Raw genomic sequence first — 18,500 nt, 5'->3', positions numbered from 1 at the left:
TTGATTTGATTTAAACTGATTTTGGCCTAAGGTTAAAAAACTGGATATAACTATCAGGGTTTTCAACAGTACCTCGCTCAGAAATTAGCTTTATATCAATATTTTTATTCTTTGCTTTTTCAGAAAAATCCTCCAAAATTTCAATAATATCATTATCCAAATATCTTGTTTTCCTTACATCAAGAGTAAGATAAGTGTCTTCTGGTAATTGATCCAGTTCTTTTAAGATTGCTCCTTTATTAAAAAAAGTAACCTCTTCTGCTAGAGTCATAACAATTTTATGTTTTCCATTACTCTTATCTTCAATGTGCAAGAAATGGGAATTTTGATAACTTTTAATTAAAATTACTACAATTCCAACCATTAATCCAAGTCCAATTCCCATCAAAAGATCTGTAAATACAATCCCTATTACAGTAACAGTAAAAGGTAAAAATTGCTTCCAGCCCAGTGCAAACATCTTTTTAAACAATGACGGCTTTGCCAATTTATATCCTACAACAAGTAATACAGAAGCCAAAACCGAAAGAGGAATCATATTAAGCAACCTAGGTATTAAAATTACTGAAATGAGTAATAAAAACCCATGAATGATTGCAGACATTTTAGATTTTCCCCCTGATTGAATATTTGCAGAACTACGAACAATTACCTGAGTAATAGGTAATCCTCCTATCATTCCTGAAATAATGTTTCCAGTTCCTTGTGCCAGTAATTCTCTATTGGTAGGTGTCACATTTTTATCCGGATCAAGCTTATCGGTAGCCTCAACGCACAATAATGTTTCTAAACTTGCCACTAAAGCTATGGTAAATGCAGTAATCCAAATGTTTGGCTGAAAAATCACTTCAAAGTTAGGAAAGCTAAATTGACCCAAAAATGACGATACATCTTCGGGTATTGGAACACTAACCAAATGATTTGAAGAGATTCCCAGACCAGAACTATCTTTAGTTAAAACATAAAAAATAATACCTACGGCTACTGCAACCAATGGTCCTTGTACCAATTGAAAAATCCTGGCTTTTTTGACTAACACTTTATCCCATAATATGAGTATCCCTAAACCTAAGGCAGCTACTAATGTAGCACCTGGACTAATAAAGTTAAAAGAATTAATTATTTCTGAAAATGTATTCTCACCATCTATCTGGAAAAATGAGAAATCTCCTTCGGGATCAGAATCATAACCAAAAAAATGAGGAATTTGCTTTAAGATTATAATAATACCAATACCAGTAAGCATTCCTTTAATTACCGAAGAAGGAAAGTAATATCCAATAATCCCTGCTCTTAATAACCCAAATACCAATTGTATTATCCCTCCCAATACGACAGCCACTAAAAAGTTTTCATATCCACCTAATTCACCTATTGATGCAAGTACAATCGCTGCCAATCCAGCAGCAGGTCCACTAACACCTATTTTGGAACCACTTAAGGCTCCCACAACAATCCCTCCAATGATTCCGGCTATCAAACCAGAAAAAAGAGGAGCTCCACTAGCTAACGCAATACCCAAACATAATGGTAACGCTACAAAAAATACTACAATACTTGCTGGTAGATCATTTTTTAAATTCTTAAAAATGTTCATATTTATATAAATTAATTGCTCTTGTTAATCAAAATGATTAAAAAAAACTTGAGTAAAATTGATTTGATGTCATTTAAAACTGAAAAGACGTATCCCTATAATCGAAAAGCTCGATTTTAAACATATAAGTGATCGTAAATTGCTATGAATATTTAGGTGGCGGTGTCTTATGTTCTAGATATACCAAAGAATTCAAAATATAAAACTCTGGATATTGTTTTATAAATAAATCTACCAAAGTAGCTTCTTTATCATCATAAAACTGCGAAATTTTGTCTTTTTCTTTGTGATCATCCTTCTCAGAGCTTTCCTTCTCTTTTTGTTCTGAATTATCACTCTCTTCAAGCACTACAGAAGTTTTATCTTCACAAGTGTAGAAATTGAATAATCCAACACTGTAATTGGTCATACTTAAAAGAAAACCAAAAACAATTAAAATTTTAGCTATTTGAAGTTTAGTTGTCACTATACAAAATTTTAAAATACTAAAATAACAGTATTACTTTCAAAAGTTGTTAAATGAATTGTAAAATTATTTAACAAATCTAGAACTTTATCGCACAAAATAGAGAAAAAGGAATGTATAAATAAATCATATGATTCTCGTTACAAAACAAATGTATTTTTGTAATTGATTATGGGTTTTAGAAATCAAACCAAAAAGGAATGAATAGAAAACTAATTGCAAAATAGTATTAAGCCATAATTATAAGTATCTTTTTGCGCACAACAGATTATATGAAACTCGCTATATGAAAAAATATACGCTAAACTCAAGAGTAATACTCTTTACTATGATATTAATTTCTGTATGGGGATGCGGAATCGATTCTTCTGTTTCCGTAATTGAATTAAATAAAAATTGGAATTTCAAATCATCCACCGATACTCAATGGAATACTGCCAGTGTTCCCGGGACAGTGCATACTGACCTTATCACTCTTGGTAAAATAGAAGATCCCTATTACCGATTAAACGAGCACAATCTACAATGGATAGATAAAGAAAATTGGGAATATCAAAGCAATTTTAAACTTTCTAAAAACGACCTTGATAAACAACATATAGAATTAGAGTTTTTAGGTCTTGATACATATAGCAAAATATATCTTAATGACTCTTTATTACTCCAAACAGATAATATGTTTAGAACATATACTAAAGATGTAAAATCACTATTAAAAATTGGAGATAATAAACTACATATTCTTTTCGATTCTCCTATAAAAAAAGGAATTAAAAAATATGATGCTTTACCCTATAAAATCCCAGTATCAGATAATGATTTGTCAAAAATAGGAAAGGTTGAAGATGAAAAACAAGTAAGTATATTTACCCGAAAGGCAGGTTATCACTTTGGATGGGATTGGGGTCCACGCCTAGTGACTTCTGGTATATGGAAACCAATAAAGCTAAAAAGTTGGAACCATCATAAAATCGAAGATTTGTTTATACAACAAAATAGTATCGATGAAAAAGCAATGTTAACTGCCAAAATTGAAGTAGATGCAGATCTCGAAAACAAAAAAACTAAAGTTGAAATTTTTGTAAACCAAGAACTTATAAAAATCGTTGACACTCAAATCGCTAATGGAAAAAATAATCTTGAAATTCCTTTTGAAATAGAAAACCCAAAATTGTGGTGGCCTAACGGGATGGGAGCACAAGTTTTATATGATGTAGAAGTAAAAATAACCGCCGGTTCTTATATAGATACAAAATCACATAAGATTGGATTAAGGACTATTGAATTGGTTCGTGAGCCTGACGCCGTAGGTTCTTCCTTTTATTTTAAAGTAAACGGTCATCCTGTATTTATGAAAGGCGCTAATTACATCCCTCAAGATGTATTTTTAACCAGAGCCAAAAAAGAAAATTACATCCATATTTTATCATCAGCCAAAGAAGCGAATATGAATATGTTACGCGTATGGGGAGGTGGTATTTATGAAAACGATGAATTCTATGAATTATGTGACGAAATGGGACTCTTGGTTTGGCAAGATTTTATGTTTGCTTGTGCAATGTTTCCTGGAGATTCATCTTTTTTAGACAATGTTAAACAGGAAGCCATAGACAATGTAAAAAGACTAAGGAATCATACTTCTATAGCGTTATGGTGTGGAAATAATGAAATTCTTTCTGCCTGGGAAAACTGGGGTTGGAAAAATAAAGTAATTGAAGAACAATCAAAAGAAATTGCTGATACCATTTGGAAAGCATATGATGACATATTTCATAATGTTCTTCCAGAAGTAGTTAATATGTATGATAACAATCGCGCATATTGGCCATCTTCTCCTGGTAGTGATTTTGGAGAAAAAGAATCTTTTGAAAAAGGAGATGCGCATTATTGGAAAGTTTGGTGGGGTAAAGAACCTTTTGATAATTACAATACTGCCATCCCTCGTTTCATGTCTGAATATGGCTTTCAATCCTTTCCTGAACTAACGACAGTAGAAAAGTATACACTTCCAGAAGATCATGATGTGTATTCTGACGTGATGAAATCTCATCAAAGATCAAGTATCGGAAATGAAACTATAGAAGAATATATGCTTAGACATTATAAGAAACCCAAAGATTTTGCAAGTTTCTTATATGTTAGTCAACTATTACAAGCTCATGGGATAAAAGTGGGAATCGAAGCGCATAGAAGAAACAGAGATCGATGCATGGGAAGTCTTTACTGGCAAATTAATGACTGTTGGCCAGTAGCATCATGGTCAAGTATCGATTACTACGGAAAATGGAAAGCATTGCATTATACTGCCAAAAAATCTTTCCAAAACATATTAATTAGCTATGAAAATAAAAAAGATACTATAAATGTATTTGTTGTTTCTGACTCCTTAAAAAGGGTTCCTGCACTATTGAATATACGTTTACTGGATTTTGACGGGAATCAAATCAAAGAATGGAAGAAACAGCTTACTATTGATGAAAATCAATCTAAAAAATATCTGACAATATTAAAAAATGATTTTCTAAAAGAAGCATCTCATAACAATGTGGTATTGCATACCGAATTATTAGTTAATGAGCATATTTTATCTGAAAATACATTATATCTATCTCCCTATAAATCACTTGATTTTCCAGATCCTAATCTAAGTTATTCTATTACTGAAGACAAGGACCATTTTAAAGTACTGCTCAAAACCCAAAAAATAGCAAAAGATGTTTTTCTTTCTTCGGATTCTAATGCCAACTTCTCTGATAATTATTTTGATATGCTTCCCAATACCGAGAAGAGGATACATATTAAGAAAAGTAATCTAGAAACTCTTGAGTCTTTTAAAAATACCTTTAAAGTAATGACGCTGATCGATAGTTATAAAAGAATAAACCATGATAATAATATAGTGAACCACTAACGACTATTTTATTTAAATTAATAACCCGTACTTTTTTATTTTTTTTAGTAGGGTATTTTTAGCATCATTTGTTTTAGGAAAAAGAAATGTATTATGAAGACTATGCTTATTTGTGTTTTTGCTTTCTTTAGTTTTTTATCTAGTATTGCTCAAAACACTAATACCAATAATGGTTTTGGAAATTTCAAAAACAATGTTTACCAAAACAAAAACTTTACGAATTTTGTTAATGCTAACCATTATAATACTACCAATTATACTTTTGGTTCATCAACAGGTTTTTATATGCACCATGATAACTACTTTCCTCCCGCATTAAGTCAGCAAATAACATCTAACATCTTAGTAGGGTTCGATACTAATGTAGCATGTTTAAATCCTGCAGCTTCTATCATGTTGACTTCAGGTAATCAAAACACAGCCTATCAATTTTCAACAACCGAAATAGTAGTTGGAAGCGTTATTCAGGTATTAGAAATATTAAGCTGCTTTTAAATAACTAATCAGTTTTGATTTTACGTTTTCAATATCATTACCCTGCAATTCTCTTACGTTCAATTTCATTTTTATTCTTTTTTTAATGAAATACAAGGTTTTGTGTATGGTTCTGTTTCTTAATTATTATGATGTGAAAAAAAAAGATTTGATATACCGTCATTCTTGAAGCATTATTTTAGAAAAACGGCTTGCCTTTTATACTTTTCATAAATGGGTTTGAATTCAGTAAAATAGATATTAGTATCTACACTATTAAGACTATTACTGCTTGTAAAAAAAAGAGTTTTTCCATCATGTGTTATATGAGGATAAAGGTCACTCCCAGAGGTATTTAATTCTTTAATATTTTGAGGAATAGACCATTTGGTATCTGATTTAAAACTTATATAAAGATCACCATATGAAGAAACATTTTCTTTTCTACCAGAAGCTTCAAAAATAAGTAGATTACCTTTTTTATTAACTTCTAAATTCCATTCTCCATGTTTTGTATTAATAGAATTCCCCAAATTGACAGGTGCCATAAATTTTTTATTTTCTATTTTGGCAATATATAAATCCCCTTGACCGTACCCGTTTGGTCTATCAGATGCAAAATATAAATTCCCTGCATCATCAGTACAGGGGCTATATTCTCTATATTCAGAATTAACAGGATTATTTAATCTAAAAGGAATACCCCATTTTCCTGTTTCATCCTTTTTTACAACCCAAATATCTGAAGAAATTGGAACGCCTTTAGAAGGCCTTTTAGAAACAAAATATAAAGTGTTTCCATCTGTAGTTAAATGGGGAGAACTATCGTCAAACTGACTTGAGAATGAAACCTGTTCAGGAATTGACCATTTGCCATTTTTTTTAACGGAATAGTATATTGAGGTTTTCATGTTTCCTGTACCCCATTTGTTATTACTTCTGGTAAAGTATACTTCTATTCCAGACGAGGAAAACGAAGAAGAATATTCGACCGAATTTGTAGAGATATTTTTGGGTTCAAACATAGTGATAAATGCTTCTTCACGGTCCTGTGCCAAAATGAATGTATTACATAAAAGAAACACCCTCACTGTACTCCTAAATATTAAATCTTTCATTTGTCATGCATTATACTTTCATCCCTTTAATGAGAAAGCTTGATTTAATGGATTCTTCTTTAAGATGTAAAAATTCTTTTCTTCGTTTGTCTTTGGCAAAATTTACAAAGTCAGATTCAGATTCAAATGACAAGAAATGAATTTCATATGGTAATTCATCTTCGTGAGAAATAAAAGATTCTTTAGTCGGCCTGAGTCGATAAATTAATTTCCCTTTATAATCCTTCAATAACGGGATTGCTAACTCTTCAAATTGATGAAAAACCTCTTCTTTTCCGTCTTTTACAAAAATCATCATTGTCAAATAAATCATATTTTAAGTCGGTTTAAATCTTTTCCTTAGTTGAATACAGAAGCACACCAACTAGCAAGCACACTATAACAAAATAGTAATTTATTTTTTATCTAGAGCAAGTATAAGGGTTTTGAAGGGTCTTTATAATTCTTTTAAATCTGTTGCAGGTATCCATCCGATTTTTCCATCGGCCAGTTTAATTTTTTTCCAATCATTCACTGTCTCGGTGACCTGTACCTTGGTTCCTTCATGAAGCTCAAAAACTTCCTCACTTCTTAAATTTGGTTCACTTTTGATCGTAGTTTCCTGAGCAAAAATAATGGCAAATTGATTGTTTTTATTAAAATTATACTGTTTAAAGGCAAAAAAGACTGCAAATAGACTAAAGACTAACAATAACCACGAACTCGCAAAGAATAATCGTTTTTTCGAAGATATATGAGTGGTATAGTACAAGATAAATAAAACTACAAACAAGACAACGCAAATTACAGAAAACCATGCCCATCGATCGAAGCTAAACATATTGGTAAACTTCTTAATTATTTTCGAAATAAAACCCTCAGGAATTATATCTATAGCATCTATGGTTGCTTTTTGCGCAAACGCAAGATTGTTCTTAATATCATCATCATTAGGCTTTAATTTTAGTGCTTTTTCATAATAAAAAATACTAAACCCAATATTACTTAATTTATAATGGGCATTACCCAGATTATAATATAGAGAGGCTGATTCCTGACCAGTATCCAAAATTGTTTTATACGCATCGATTGCCTCTTGATATTTCTCTTGATTATATAGTGAGTTACCTCTCTGAAAGGCCTCTTCATCCTGAGCAAGCCCAGATGTAATGATTAAAAAAATTAGTATTTCGACTATCCTTTTCATCTTCATGCCTGTTTATAATTGTTTATCTATGGTTGCAATTACTCTAGAAGCCTTATCATAATCTTGTTGCATTGCCGAGGTAGAGGATGGCGTATATCTAGCAAACTCACAACTTTCCAGTAATGCAATAAATTCTATAGTAATGGTATCTTCTACACCACGTTCTTTGAGCAATCGTTGTATACGTTCTTTACTCATTTCACTAGTCTGTATATGTAATTTTGCTTTTAGATAGTTATGTAATGCCCGTTCCATAGCAATATAAAACTCCTTTTGATTCCCCAAATTCTTTCTAGCTTCTGAAAGGTATTTACGAGCCAGTTTATCTGCTTTACGAACCCTATTTCCGCTTACATCACTTAGTCTTTCTTGTCTCTTTTTTCCAAAGAAAAGAAATAAAGGAATAGCTAATAATGGAGCAGTTAATGATAACCAGTACGCGGTGGATTTAAAAAAGTATTCTTTTTTAATAGGTTGAAGGTTTGCATTTAATTTTAGAAATCTAAACTGGCTTCCTGTTTGGGTTACAAGTTTTTTATTTGTGCTACCTTCTGACTCAGAAGTAACCACAGTATTTCCTCCATCAGGGCCATTCTTTACACTAATTACGATTTCATCTGATGAAATTCGTTTATAGGTTTCTGTTTTAAGATCGAAATAAGAAAATGAAATTGAAGGTATCGGATATTTACCTTTATACTGAGGTACCAAAGTATAGGTATCTGATATATCACCTGCCATCCCAGTTAGATTGGTACGAACTCTTTCATTATGCTGAGGTTCATATTGTTCTAATCCATTAGGAACATTAAGTTTTGGCAAATCAAAAAGCTTTAGATTCCCATTTCCTGAAACCGATACTTTAGCATCTAATGATTCTGTAGCATCTAATTCTTTTTTATTCGTTGTTACCTTAAAGTTAAATGATCCAACTGCTCCAGAAAAATCATCTGGTTTTCCTTGTGTTGGTAATGATTTTACATTAATTGTTCTATTTCCTGCTGCAACAGTTTTATTCACTGTGGTATACAATCTACCTCCAAAAATATCTCTTCTCTTTGTTGGTACATCTACAGAAACTGTTAAAGTAAGAGGTTCTATGTTTAATTTACCTGTCTTTTGAGGATATAACACTGTTTTACGCAGGATTACATATCGATATGGTTCTCCTTTATATTCTCCGTTTTCGATTTTAAGCTGTTTCATATCGATAGCTTGACTCCAAAAATCACTATACTTTGGGCTATCTAACTCTCTCCAGTTACTCACACTAATTCTTGGACTAACATATAGTTTATATACCACTGTTATTGCCTCGTTAAGATATGGATTTGCTTTAGACACCTCTGCAATAAGATGTAAATTCTCACTGGCAACAAAGTCTGTGTCATTACCGTCTTTGGGTTTATCTACCGCACCAGTTACCTCAATTTTTAAGGGCAAGGTTTTATACGTTTGCCCATCTATTTCTATAGTTGCCTGCTTTATAGTAAAGCTCCCTCTACGCGTAGGTTCAAGAAAATAACTAAACGTTTTGGCATATGATCTTTTACCATTAATCCAAGAATTACTAATTGATTGATTAGGTCCACCCACCACTGTAAAACCAGAAAAAGAAGGAGGTGTAAAATTATCTCCATCTTTATTCATTTCAAAATCCACTCGTAACCTTTCATTTACACCCAACTTTTTCTTGCTTACTTTCGCCTCAAATTTTACCTGGCCCAAAGCAAGATGCATTGTGCTTAGAAATAGCGTTAGAAAAATTAGTTTTAACTTCATTTTTTACTTGTTTCTTCTCTGGCCAAAAAGGCCTTTTCTATATTTTTACCAATCTTTATCTGTTCTGGTCTTTGCTCCTTTTACTTTCTTGGCATTGATCTTGTCCTGCACCTTCTTTTCCTGATTATTCATGGCTTCTAGCAAGCTCTTAACACGTTCAGGTGATAACTGTCCTTGAGGGCGTGGTTGTGCTTGCTCATCCTTTGGTTTTCCTTGCTCATCTTTTTGATCTTCTCCCTTATCCTTTTTATCATCCTTAGGTTCACCTTTTTCATCTTTCTCTTTATCACCTTCATTTTCTTTTTCCTCATCACCTTTGTCACCTTTATCCTTTTTGTCATCCTTAGGATCTCCCTTTTCATCTTTGTCCTTTTCTCCTTCATCACCTTTCTCGTCCTTTTTATCGTCTCCTTCTTTTTTATCTTTATTATCGTCCTTCTTGTCTTTGTCTTTATCTTTATTTTTGTCCTTATTCTTCTCGTCTTCTTTCTGTTGCTGCTCCAACATTTTCTTTGCTAACGCCAGATTATATCGAGTTTCATCATCTTTTGGATTGCTTCTCAGTGCATTTTTATACGCTTCTACTGCTTCTTTATATTTTTTCTGCTCCATATAGGTGTTCCCCTGATTATGGAATGCTTTGTGCTTCTCTGATTTGGCCGTTGCCACCTTCGCCGCTTCTGTATAACGTACAGTCGCTTCATCATATTTTTCTGAAGTATAATATGCATTTGCCAGATTATACTTTGCAGTAGGATCTACTGGGTTTTTAGCAATGGCTTTTCTATACTCTCCTTCTGCTTCAGGAAAATTACCATCATTTACCAACACTTTATTACCCGTAGCAATAAACTGATTTGCTTCATTAATAGTTTTTTCACGGTTTTCTTCCTGAGAAAAAATTATCCCAAACTGAAAACATAATATAATACTTAAAACCTTCTTCATAACTCACTATTGTTCGTTGAACAGATTTAATTTTTTAACCCAAGATGTCTTTCTTTCTAATAAGAAAATATCTAAAAACAATAATAACAACCCTGCTCCCAGAAACCACTGAAATTGATCTTTAAAATCTGCAAATTGTTTGGCTTCGAATTCTTTTTTGTCCATGTTTTGAAGAATTTCGGTCACCTCTTCTACAACTTGCTTTGTATTTCTACCCTCAATATATACACCATTTGCCTCATTAGCAATTTCTTGCAATGTTGTTTTATTTAGCTTGGTTATCACAGTAGCTCCTTCACTATTTTTCTTATAGCTTTGCACAATACTATTCCGTTTTATAGGAATTGGTCCTCCTTTTTCAGATCCCACACCAATGGTGAAAATCTTAATACCTTCTTTGGCTGCTTCTTCTGCTATAACTTTTACATTACCCTGATGATCCTCCCCATCACTTACAATAAACAACACTCTATTGGTTTGTTCTTCGTCGTTATAATACGTCTTTGCTAACTCTATGGCTTCATAAATAGCAGTTCCCTGAGAAGAAAGCATATCGGTATTCATCGATTGTAAAAACATCTTACCAGCAGCATAATCTGTTGTAATTGGTAATTGAGGAAATGCACTTGCAGCATACGCAATAATACCGATACGATCACTCGCCAAATTATTAATAATCTGAGTTACCAATTGTTTTGATTTCTCTAACCTGTTAGGAGCAATATCCTCTGCTAACATACTTTTTGACACATCCAGTGCAAAAACAACATCCACTCCTTCTCTTTTTACTGTTTCTAATTTGGTACCTACCTTTGGATTGACCAAAGCAATAATCATACATACCAAAGCCAGACTAATCACTATTATTTTTAAAACAGACTTGAAAGTAGATTGATTTGGACTTAGTTTTTTAAGCAATGCTAAATCTGCAAACCTTTTCTGTGTTGTTTTTTTCCAGACTAAAACACCTAAAAACAAAATAATTAGTACCGGAACACCCAGTAATAACCATAAATATATTTTCTCTTCTAATAAATACATATTCTTTATACTAAATCTGCACTTTAAAACAAGTACACTTCAACAAGCTCAGTGCGAAAGCTTAATGTAACCAAACATTAGATAAAACTTCTAAACACTGTATATCGAAGTAAAAACTCTATAAAAACCAGAAACCCAGCCAGCAAAACAAGCGACCTAAATTTTTCTTCATAATTATAAAATTTGAACTCTTCTATATCTGTCTTTTCTAATTTATCAATTTCTTCGTAAATCTGTTCTAACTTTTTGTTATTTGTTGCTCTAAAATATTTACCTCCTGTAGCCTTGGCAATTTCTTTTAATAAATCTTCATCAATTTCTACCTGTACTCTCCCATATTGAAAAGATCCATTGGGTAACATTGCAACCGGTGCAAGAGCCATCCCATTGGTACCAATACCAATCGTATAAGTTTTTATTCCATATTCTACTGCTAATTCTGAAGCAATTTTAGGATCTATAAAACCTGCATTATTAGAACCATCGGTAAGTAAAATAATTACTTTACTTTTAGCTTTACTATCTTTTAATCTATTCACAGAGGTTGCTAACCCCATTCCTATTGCTGTACCATTTTCTAAAACATTATCATATTTTACATCTTTCATACTACTTAGCACAATGGATTTGTCGCTAGTAATCGGTGTTTTAGTAAAGCTTTCTCCTGCATAGACTACCAACCCTATACGATCATTAGGCCTATCTTTTATAAATTCTGCTGCTACCTCTTTGAGCGCTTCTAATCGGTTTGGTCTAAGATCTTTTGCAAGCATACTTGCTGATACATCAATAGACATTACAATATCAATACCTTTGGTTGTTTTGGTTTTTGTAGACACGTCTACCGTTCTGGGTCTGGCCAAAGCAGTAATGATTAGTGACAACGCAATTAATCGAATTACAAATAACAATGGTTTAAGCTTAGTCAACCAACTTCCTGAAGTTTTAAACCCTTTAATACTTGAAATTTTTAACGCTGCCTGTTGCTTATTTCGTTTCCAAACATACCATGCTATTGCCAGCGGAAGTAATAAAAACAACCAAAAAAACTGTGGATTCTCGAATGTAAAATTTTCAAACATCGTTATTTGGCATTTCTAAGTTCAACAGAATTAATAATTCGTTCGGCAACATCTTTTGCATAGCGATCTTCAATATCATATACCAAAGTGATCTGCTGGAATCCTCCATTTTCTGCAAAATTCAACATCAGATAATCATTTTTTTGTTTCTTTTTGGTTACAGGGTTTACTATTTCCAGGCTTCCGAATACTTTCACTCCTTTTGCTCCACCCAAAGTCTCATACTCTTCGTCCTTTACAGAAATGTTCTTAGCTCCTAAGGCTTCAAAACTACCTACTACTCCTTCTACCACTTTATCTAATTTTACTTCTGTAGGCTGGTTATATTGAATTGTAGTTACTACAACATAAAAGTTTCCTATTAAACTTCCATATATAAAAGTTTCGTTTCCTTTAAGAATTTGCTTTTGCTCATCAGACATTTGATATGCATTACGAATAAGCACTTTTGGTGTTGTAATTGTAACGGGAGGAGCACCGTATCCACTTGTAATCCATTCACTCTCTGCTAATTCTTTTGTAGGGTGACCAACTAATGTATCTTTAACTACATCATAACCTTTAACCAATATAAAAATGAGTAGTGTTATGGCTACCACAGCTACTCCTCCTAAACTCCCGAAAATAATTTTCTTCTTGCGTTTTCTTTCAGCAACTGCTTTTCTATATTCTTCATCTGCTAATAGCTCCTCTTCTGTTGGTTCTGGTATTGCACTCTTTGTTTTATGAATTACCTGTTCGATAACATTACGATCTGCTTTTGCGGTAATCACATCAGGTTTGGATTTGGCAAATTTTGCCATATCAGCAGTTTTTAAAACATTCTTAAGGTCTTCAACTGTATTTTTGTCCAAATTAAGACTACCCGATTTAATCTCTTCATCAAGTCGAGCTATCAATTCATCGGTAGTACTTTCCATTGCATGGTCATACACTTCTTCATCTATATATTTACGAGCAGTATCACTTAACTGCGAATAATATTCTTTATGCGAATCTTTTTCTAACAAATGAGACTCATCAATTCTCTGAAGTGCCAATATTGCTCTTTCATAGGCCGGTAACTCATCTTCTTTATTTGCTGCACGTTTTTTTCTTCTAAACACAAAAAAAGCAATCACTCCTAATAGAAGTAATGGAATACCGATCCATAAAAGCCATTTCTTCCAATTAAAAGTAAACTTAGCATCTACATCTACCAGAGGTTTAATTTCGTACATTTTTTGCTTGGTTGTATCTACCAAAACATCCCGAACTTCTACTTTAAGAGAGTCTGTAAAGAAAACCTGATCTCCTACCATTACTTTTTGTCTCGGTATGGTATAGTGACCAGAATCGAATTGAGTTAATCCATATTCTTTAACCAGGTTAAATCGTTTTCCATTTCTGGAAGTATCTATTTTTTGAGATTCGATTACTTCGAGTGGTGTAAAAGTTTGCCCTTCCGGGAAAACAACAATTTGAGTTGAGTCTACTTCAACCTGCATTCTATATCGAATCTCGTCTCCAATATCTATTGTGGTAGAATCGATCGTTGCTGAAACCTGTGCGCTCCCCTTAAACCCTATAATCAGGAAGAAAAATACTAGAAAAAACTTTCCTACCTCATTTTTGTTCGCACACAACCATGGTCGTGACGCACTAAAAAGCGGAATAGAAAATCTCATATGTATACTTCTTAATTTATAATTCGTCATTCTTAAAATCTGCCTTATCCTCTTCTTTTAAAATATCCTAATAATTTTTTTACATAGCTTTCATCGATTCTACTGCTTAGTGAACCAGCTCCGCTTCTAGTAAAGCTATCTTTAAAATAATCAACTCTCTCATGATAATATTTACTATAATTTGTACGCGTCTTTTTTGAACTTGTATTCACTAATAGAAGTTCTCCTGTTTCTTCATCTTCTACCTGTACAATTCCTAGGTTTGGAATTTCTTCTTCTCTTCTATCATACACACGTATTCCTGTTACGTCATGTTTTCCTCCAACAATCTTTAATGTTTGTTGATAATCTTCTGTCATAAAATCCGAAAGAATAAAGACAATCGCCTTTTTCTTCATCACATTCGACAAGAACTTTAGTGCATTGGTAATATTCGTCTTTTTGCTTTTGGGTTCGAATTCTAATAATTCTCTAATAATGCGCAATACATGAGACCTGCCTTTTTTGGGAGGAATAAATAATTCTATTTCATCTGTAAATAAAATCAGGCCAATCTTATCGTTATTCTGAGTTGCAGAAAAAGCTAAAGTAGCTGCAATCTCGGTAATAATTCCTTTTTTAAATTGCTCTTGAGTACCAAACAATTGGGATCCCGAAACATCTACCATTAACATCATTGTAAGTTCTCGCTCTTCCTCAAAAATCTTTATATAGGGCTCATTATACCTAGCGGTTACATTCCAATCAATATTACGAACATCATCTCCAAATTGATACTGGCGCACTTCACTAAAAGTCATACCTCGCCCTTTGAAAGTAGAATGATATTCTCCTCCAAAGATATGATCACTCAGACGACGTGTCTTGATCTCAATTTTTCGAACTTTTTTTAATAACTCCTTGGTATCCATTGTCTTGATTTACGATTTATGATAAAGTGATTTATGATTCGAAAATCATAATTCTAAAATCCAAAATCTCTATGGTACTTCAATTTCATTTACAATTTTATTAATGATATCTTCAGAAGTTACATTTTCTGCTTCTGCTTCATAAGTAATACCAATACGATGACGAAGTACATCATGAATAATTGCACGTACATCTTCTGGTATTACATATCCTCTTCGTTTTATAAACGCATAACATTTTGCTGCAGTAGCCAAATTAATACTACCACGAGGAGAAGCTCCAAAGTTGATTAAAGGTTTTAATTCTTCTAGTCCATATTTCTCTGGATAACGAGTAGCAAAAATAATATCAAGGATATACTTTTCTATTTTTTCATCCATGTATACTTCTCTCACTGCTTTCTGTGCAGTAAGAATCTGTTCTATCGAAACTACTGCATTTACCTGCTCAAAAGATCCTTTTAGATTTGCTCGGACAATAAGTTGTTCTTCGTCTAATTTTGGATAATCAATTACCGTTTTTAACATAAAACGGTCAACCTGTGCTTCTGGTAATGGATATGTACCTTCTTGTTCTACCGGGTTCTGAGTTGCCATTACCAAAAATGGTTTATCCAAGGTAAACGTCTCATCACCAATAGTTACTTGTTTCTCCTGCATCGCTTCCAGCAAAGCACTCTGTACTTTTGCAGGAGCTCGGTTAATTTCATCTGCTAATACGAAGTTTGCAAAAATAGGTCCTTTTTTGATCGAGAAATCATTCTCTTTCATATTAAAAATTAAAGTCCCTGTTACATCTGCCGGTAATAAGTCTGGTGTAAACTGAATACGACTAAAACTACCATGAACAGCTTTTGACAGGGTATTAATTGCTAATGTTTTTGCTAACCCCGGAACACCTTCTAATAAGATATGTCCCTGACCCAATAATCCAATTAGTAATCGCTCGACCATATGTTTTTGACCTACAATTACCTTGTTTATCTCTAAGGTTAGTAAATCCACGAAAGCAGATTCTTTTTCTATTTTCTGATTGATTGAAGCAATATCAATAGCACTATTCTCTTCCATCTATTTTATTTTTTTAAAGGCGTGAATTTAATACTCATAATCCAACATTGCAAATTGTAGAAATAATTTTCGCACTCCTGTTAATTCTTGGTTAAATGTACCCCGAAAAACCCACAATAAGCACAAATTTTACAGTATATTTAAACCTCTTTTGCAAAAAATTGGACATACCAATATTCATCATTTTCATGATGAGTTTACAAAAAGACGAAATACACATAGTCGTGTTGCAAATTTTAAAACAATAAATACATGCCGGCAAAGACAGCATTAATTACAGGAGCTACTAGTGGAATCGGAAAATCTACCGCTATAGAATTATCAAAACATAACATCAATCTTATTCTTTGTGGTCGAAGACAGGATCGATTAGATCAATTACAAAATGAACTAAGCAAAACTGTTGATGTACATACATTATGTTTTGATATTAGAGATAAACAAAAAGTTTTTTCTGCGATAGAAAGTCTTCCATCAACATTCGACTCCATTGATATTCTTATTAATAATGCCGGAAATGCACATGGTCTTGATCCTATACAAACCGGAAAACTTGAGGATTGGGATGCTATGATGGATATAAACGTAAAAGGATTATTATATGTTTCTAAAGCTATCATCCCAAAAATGATCAATCAAAAATCTGGTCATATTATTAATATTGGGTCTACCGCAGGAAAAGAAGTATACCCAAACGGAAATGTGTATTGTGCTAGTAAACATGCAGTAGATGCCATCAATAAGGGGATGCGTATAGATCTTAATACACATGGCATTAGAGTTGGAGCTGTTCATCCCGGACTAGTGGAGACAGAATTTAGTAATGTACGTTTTAAAGGAGATGACAAAAAAGCCGATAATGTTTATAAAGGATTTGATCCATTAACTCCAGAAGATATTGCCGATATTATTGCTTTTGTAGTTACACGGCCTTATCATGTTAATATTGCAGACCTTATTGTTCTCCCAACGGCACAGGCAACCAGCACGATTGTAAACAAAACTTTATAATTTCTTTATTCTCATTGTATTGCTAGCCCGATAAAAATGGCTAAGTTTATCTTGGGAAAAGTCTAAATTGCTATTTACGAAAGGAATGATCAATAAACGCCTCCTTATTAAAAACCTACTTGCACATAATGACGAGAATAGTTTTTATGATAAGAAGCGTAAGCTTAATATTGGCGAAAAAGAAGGTAAAGCCAAATTCTTAAAGCATATTTGTGCACTTTCAAACTCTAATCCTAAGAACAATTCTTATATCGTAATTGGAGTTGAAGATGAGGATAATCAAATTATTGGAGTTGATTTTTTTGATGATAGTAAAATTCAAAATTTAGTCAATGCATATCTGGCTAATCCCCCAATAGTAACCTATGAAAACATTCCATTTCCACACTTACCCAGCGACAAAGTAGTTGGTCTGGTTTCTATTAGATCCCAAGGAAATAAAATGTGCTCTCTTCGTAAAAATATATGGAAATACTACGGCGGAGCAGTTTTTTTTAGAGACGGAAGTATTAGTATGCCCAAGGTGTTTGATCTTGAGATCAAAGATGTTAATTCTGAAATTGTGAACGCCATAGAAAGCCATGCTCAAAATAATATAGAACTTACTTTGGATGGGGTCTTTCATTTCATGAACTCAAGAACAGACTACAACCCTAATTATAAGGTATTTAAAGAATATTTTGTTGTTTGTTGGGCTGGTAAAGAAAAAAGACAAAATGGAGAAACATACTATTCACGAGTGGATATTGAGCTAATTAATGAACATGTAAAATTATTCTACTCAGAGCTGGATGAAGTAAGTATATCATTAACCGATGATCGATTTAAAATTGTAGAATATGTACAATTAGGTTTACAAGACACATTTCAGTATTACCCTTTAGAAGAAGTTGTAATTACTTTTAAAGACAATGCTAGTTATGATATAGAGAGTAAACTTCTTTTTGAACCTCCTAAGTTTGATCGAAAGACATTATTTCATTTATATAATAGCAATAATGCACTCATTGAAAAAATAAAAAATAAAATTCCGTTATCAAAAAACGAAGCAAAAGATATTGTAAATCTTCCTGCTACCTATTTGTTGTGTTATTTTAATGATTTTAGCGAAGCAAAGGAAAAACTGGAAGAAGCAAAACCATATTTAAAATCCTATAACGATACAATATATTCACTTTGCAAAGAGAGCATTAGAATATTAAGAAAAGTACGATATAGTTAATACAAATCAATAA

At 32.7% G+C, this 18,500-nt stretch carries 16 protein-coding genes; 4 read left to right on the top strand and 12 right to left on the bottom strand.

Features of this window, described 5'->3' with window-relative positions:
- Window positions 1–10: 10 nt before the first annotated feature.
- Together PQF96_RS22050 and PQF96_RS22045 are read right to left on the bottom strand one after the other, a co-directional pair.
- Complete coding sequence (locus tag PQF96_RS22050) at window positions 11–1,591, bottom strand: SulP family inorganic anion transporter (protein WP_109436445.1); 1,581 nt, start codon at window positions 1,589–1,591, stop codon at window positions 11–13.
- A 148-nt stretch (window positions 1,592–1,739) separates the two neighbouring features.
- Window positions 1,740–2,063: a hypothetical protein gene (locus PQF96_RS22045; protein WP_109436112.1), complete on the bottom strand. Its 324-nt coding sequence runs from the start codon at window positions 2,061–2,063 to the stop codon at window positions 1,740–1,742.
- Window positions 2,064–2,349: 286 nt separating this feature from the next.
- Between PQF96_RS22045 and PQF96_RS22040 the strand changes: the two genes are divergently transcribed.
- Together PQF96_RS22040 and PQF96_RS22035 are read left to right on the top strand one after the other, a co-directional pair.
- The gene (locus tag PQF96_RS22040; RefSeq protein WP_271768406.1) at window positions 2,350–4,974 is read left to right on the top strand and encodes a beta-mannosidase; all 2,625 of its coding nucleotides are present in this window, start codon (window positions 2,350–2,352) and stop codon (window positions 4,972–4,974) included.
- Between the two features lie 93 nt (window positions 4,975–5,067).
- The gene (locus PQF96_RS22035) at window positions 5,068–5,469 is read left to right on the top strand and encodes a hypothetical protein (protein ID WP_271768403.1); all 402 of its coding nucleotides are present in this window, start codon (window positions 5,068–5,070) and stop codon (window positions 5,467–5,469) included.
- Window positions 5,470–5,642: 173 nt separating this feature from the next.
- Here the strand turns inward: PQF96_RS22035 and PQF96_RS22030 are convergent, their stop codons facing one another.
- From PQF96_RS22030 to PQF96_RS21985, 10 genes are all read right to left on the bottom strand, one after another.
- A complete protein-coding gene (locus tag PQF96_RS22030) occupies window positions 5,643–6,566 on the bottom strand; it encodes a hypothetical protein (protein WP_271768401.1) in 924 nt (307 codons plus the stop codon).
- Window positions 6,567–6,576: 10 nt separating this feature from the next.
- Window positions 6,577–6,879, bottom strand: a complete 303-nt coding sequence (locus PQF96_RS22025) for a hypothetical protein (RefSeq protein ID WP_271768399.1) — start codon at window positions 6,877–6,879, stop codon at window positions 6,577–6,579.
- Window positions 6,880–7,002: 123 nt separating this feature from the next.
- Window positions 7,003–7,752, bottom strand: a complete 750-nt coding sequence (locus PQF96_RS22020; RefSeq protein WP_271768397.1) for a tetratricopeptide repeat protein — start codon at window positions 7,750–7,752, stop codon at window positions 7,003–7,005.
- Window positions 7,753–7,764: 12 nt separating this feature from the next.
- Window positions 7,765–9,534 carry a BatD family protein gene (locus PQF96_RS22015; protein ID WP_109436116.1) on the bottom strand — a complete coding sequence of 590 codons (1,770 nt, stop codon included), beginning with the start codon at window positions 9,532–9,534 and terminating at the stop codon, window positions 7,765–7,767.
- A 45-nt stretch (window positions 9,535–9,579) separates the two neighbouring features.
- Window positions 9,580–10,482, bottom strand: coding sequence for a tetratricopeptide repeat protein (locus PQF96_RS22010; protein ID WP_143918410.1), 903 nt, complete (start codon window positions 10,480–10,482; stop codon window positions 9,580–9,582).
- Window positions 10,483–10,488: 6 nt separating this feature from the next.
- A complete protein-coding gene (locus PQF96_RS22005; RefSeq protein WP_109436118.1) occupies window positions 10,489–11,523 on the bottom strand; it encodes a vWA domain-containing protein in 1,035 nt (344 codons plus the stop codon).
- Window positions 11,524–11,600: 77 nt separating this feature from the next.
- Window positions 11,601–12,605, bottom strand: coding sequence for a vWA domain-containing protein (locus PQF96_RS22000; protein WP_271768394.1), 1,005 nt, complete (start codon window positions 12,603–12,605; stop codon window positions 11,601–11,603).
- Between the two features lie 2 nt (window positions 12,606–12,607).
- Window positions 12,608–14,272, bottom strand: a complete 1,665-nt coding sequence (locus tag PQF96_RS21995; protein ID WP_160114146.1) for an LPXTG cell wall anchor domain-containing protein — start codon at window positions 14,270–14,272, stop codon at window positions 12,608–12,610.
- Between the two features lie 44 nt (window positions 14,273–14,316).
- Window positions 14,317–15,183 carry a DUF58 domain-containing protein gene (locus tag PQF96_RS21990; protein WP_109436121.1) on the bottom strand — a complete coding sequence of 289 codons (867 nt, stop codon included), beginning with the start codon at window positions 15,181–15,183 and terminating at the stop codon, window positions 14,317–14,319.
- Between the two features lie 69 nt (window positions 15,184–15,252).
- The gene (locus PQF96_RS21985) at window positions 15,253–16,254 is read right to left on the bottom strand and encodes an AAA family ATPase (protein ID WP_109436122.1); all 1,002 of its coding nucleotides are present in this window, start codon (window positions 16,252–16,254) and stop codon (window positions 15,253–15,255) included.
- Between the two features lie 252 nt (window positions 16,255–16,506).
- On the opposite strand from PQF96_RS21985, the gene PQF96_RS21980 reads away from it, so the two are divergent.
- A complete protein-coding gene (locus PQF96_RS21980) occupies window positions 16,507–17,265 on the top strand; it encodes an SDR family NAD(P)-dependent oxidoreductase (protein WP_109436123.1) in 759 nt (252 codons plus the stop codon).
- Window positions 17,266–17,350: 85 nt separating this feature from the next.
- Window positions 17,351–18,487 carry an ATP-binding protein gene (locus PQF96_RS21975; protein ID WP_271768392.1) on the top strand — a complete coding sequence of 379 codons (1,137 nt, stop codon included), beginning with the start codon at window positions 17,351–17,353 and terminating at the stop codon, window positions 18,485–18,487.
- The last annotated feature ends 13 nt before the right edge of the window (window positions 18,488–18,500 follow it).

The organism is Aquimarina algiphila (assembly GCF_947494415.1).
Lineage (GTDB): Bacteria > Bacteroidota > Bacteroidia > Flavobacteriales > Flavobacteriaceae > Aquimarina > Aquimarina algiphila.
Note: the sequence above shows the minus strand (reverse complement) of the source record. Positions and strands in the feature narration are given on the sequence as shown.

Excerpts from the sequence above, each read along its gene's own strand:
- PQF96_RS22020 (WP_271768397.1), bottom strand. The coding sequence starts at position 7,752 with ATGAAAAGGATAGTCGAAATACTAATTTTTTTAATCATTACATCTGGG.
- PQF96_RS22010 (WP_143918410.1), bottom strand. The coding sequence starts at position 10,482 with ATGAAGAAGGTTTTAAGTATTATATTATGTTTTCAGTTTGGGATAATT.
- PQF96_RS21980 (WP_109436123.1), top strand. The coding sequence starts at position 16,507 with ATGCCGGCAAAGACAGCATTAATTACAGGAGCTACTAGTGGAATCGGA.
- PQF96_RS21990 (WP_109436121.1), bottom strand. The coding sequence starts at position 15,183 with ATGGATACCAAGGAGTTATTAAAAAAAGTTCGAAAAATTGAGATCAAG.
- PQF96_RS22015 (WP_109436116.1), bottom strand. The coding sequence starts at position 9,534 with ATGAAGTTAAAACTAATTTTTCTAACGCTATTTCTAAGCACAATGCAT.
- PQF96_RS22040 (WP_271768406.1), top strand. The coding sequence starts at position 2,350 with ATGAAAAAATATACGCTAAACTCAAGAGTAATACTCTTTACTATGATA.
- PQF96_RS22030 (WP_271768401.1), bottom strand. The coding sequence starts at position 6,566 with ATGAAAGATTTAATATTTAGGAGTACAGTGAGGGTGTTTCTTTTATGT.
- PQF96_RS21995 (WP_160114146.1), bottom strand. The coding sequence starts at position 14,272 with ATGAGATTTTCTATTCCGCTTTTTAGTGCGTCACGACCATGGTTGTGT.
- PQF96_RS22005 (WP_109436118.1), bottom strand. The coding sequence starts at position 11,523 with ATGTATTTATTAGAAGAGAAAATATATTTATGGTTATTACTGGGTGTT.
- PQF96_RS21985 (WP_109436122.1), bottom strand. The coding sequence starts at position 16,254 with ATGGAAGAGAATAGTGCTATTGATATTGCTTCAATCAATCAGAAAATA.
- PQF96_RS22035 (WP_271768403.1), top strand. The coding sequence starts at position 5,068 with ATGAAGACTATGCTTATTTGTGTTTTTGCTTTCTTTAGTTTTTTATCT.
- PQF96_RS21975 (WP_271768392.1), top strand. The coding sequence starts at position 17,351 with ATGATCAATAAACGCCTCCTTATTAAAAACCTACTTGCACATAATGAC.
- PQF96_RS22000 (WP_271768394.1), bottom strand. The coding sequence starts at position 12,605 with ATGTTTGAAAATTTTACATTCGAGAATCCACAGTTTTTTTGGTTGTTT.
- PQF96_RS22025 (WP_271768399.1), bottom strand. The coding sequence starts at position 6,879 with ATGATTTATTTGACAATGATGATTTTTGTAAAAGACGGAAAAGAAGAG.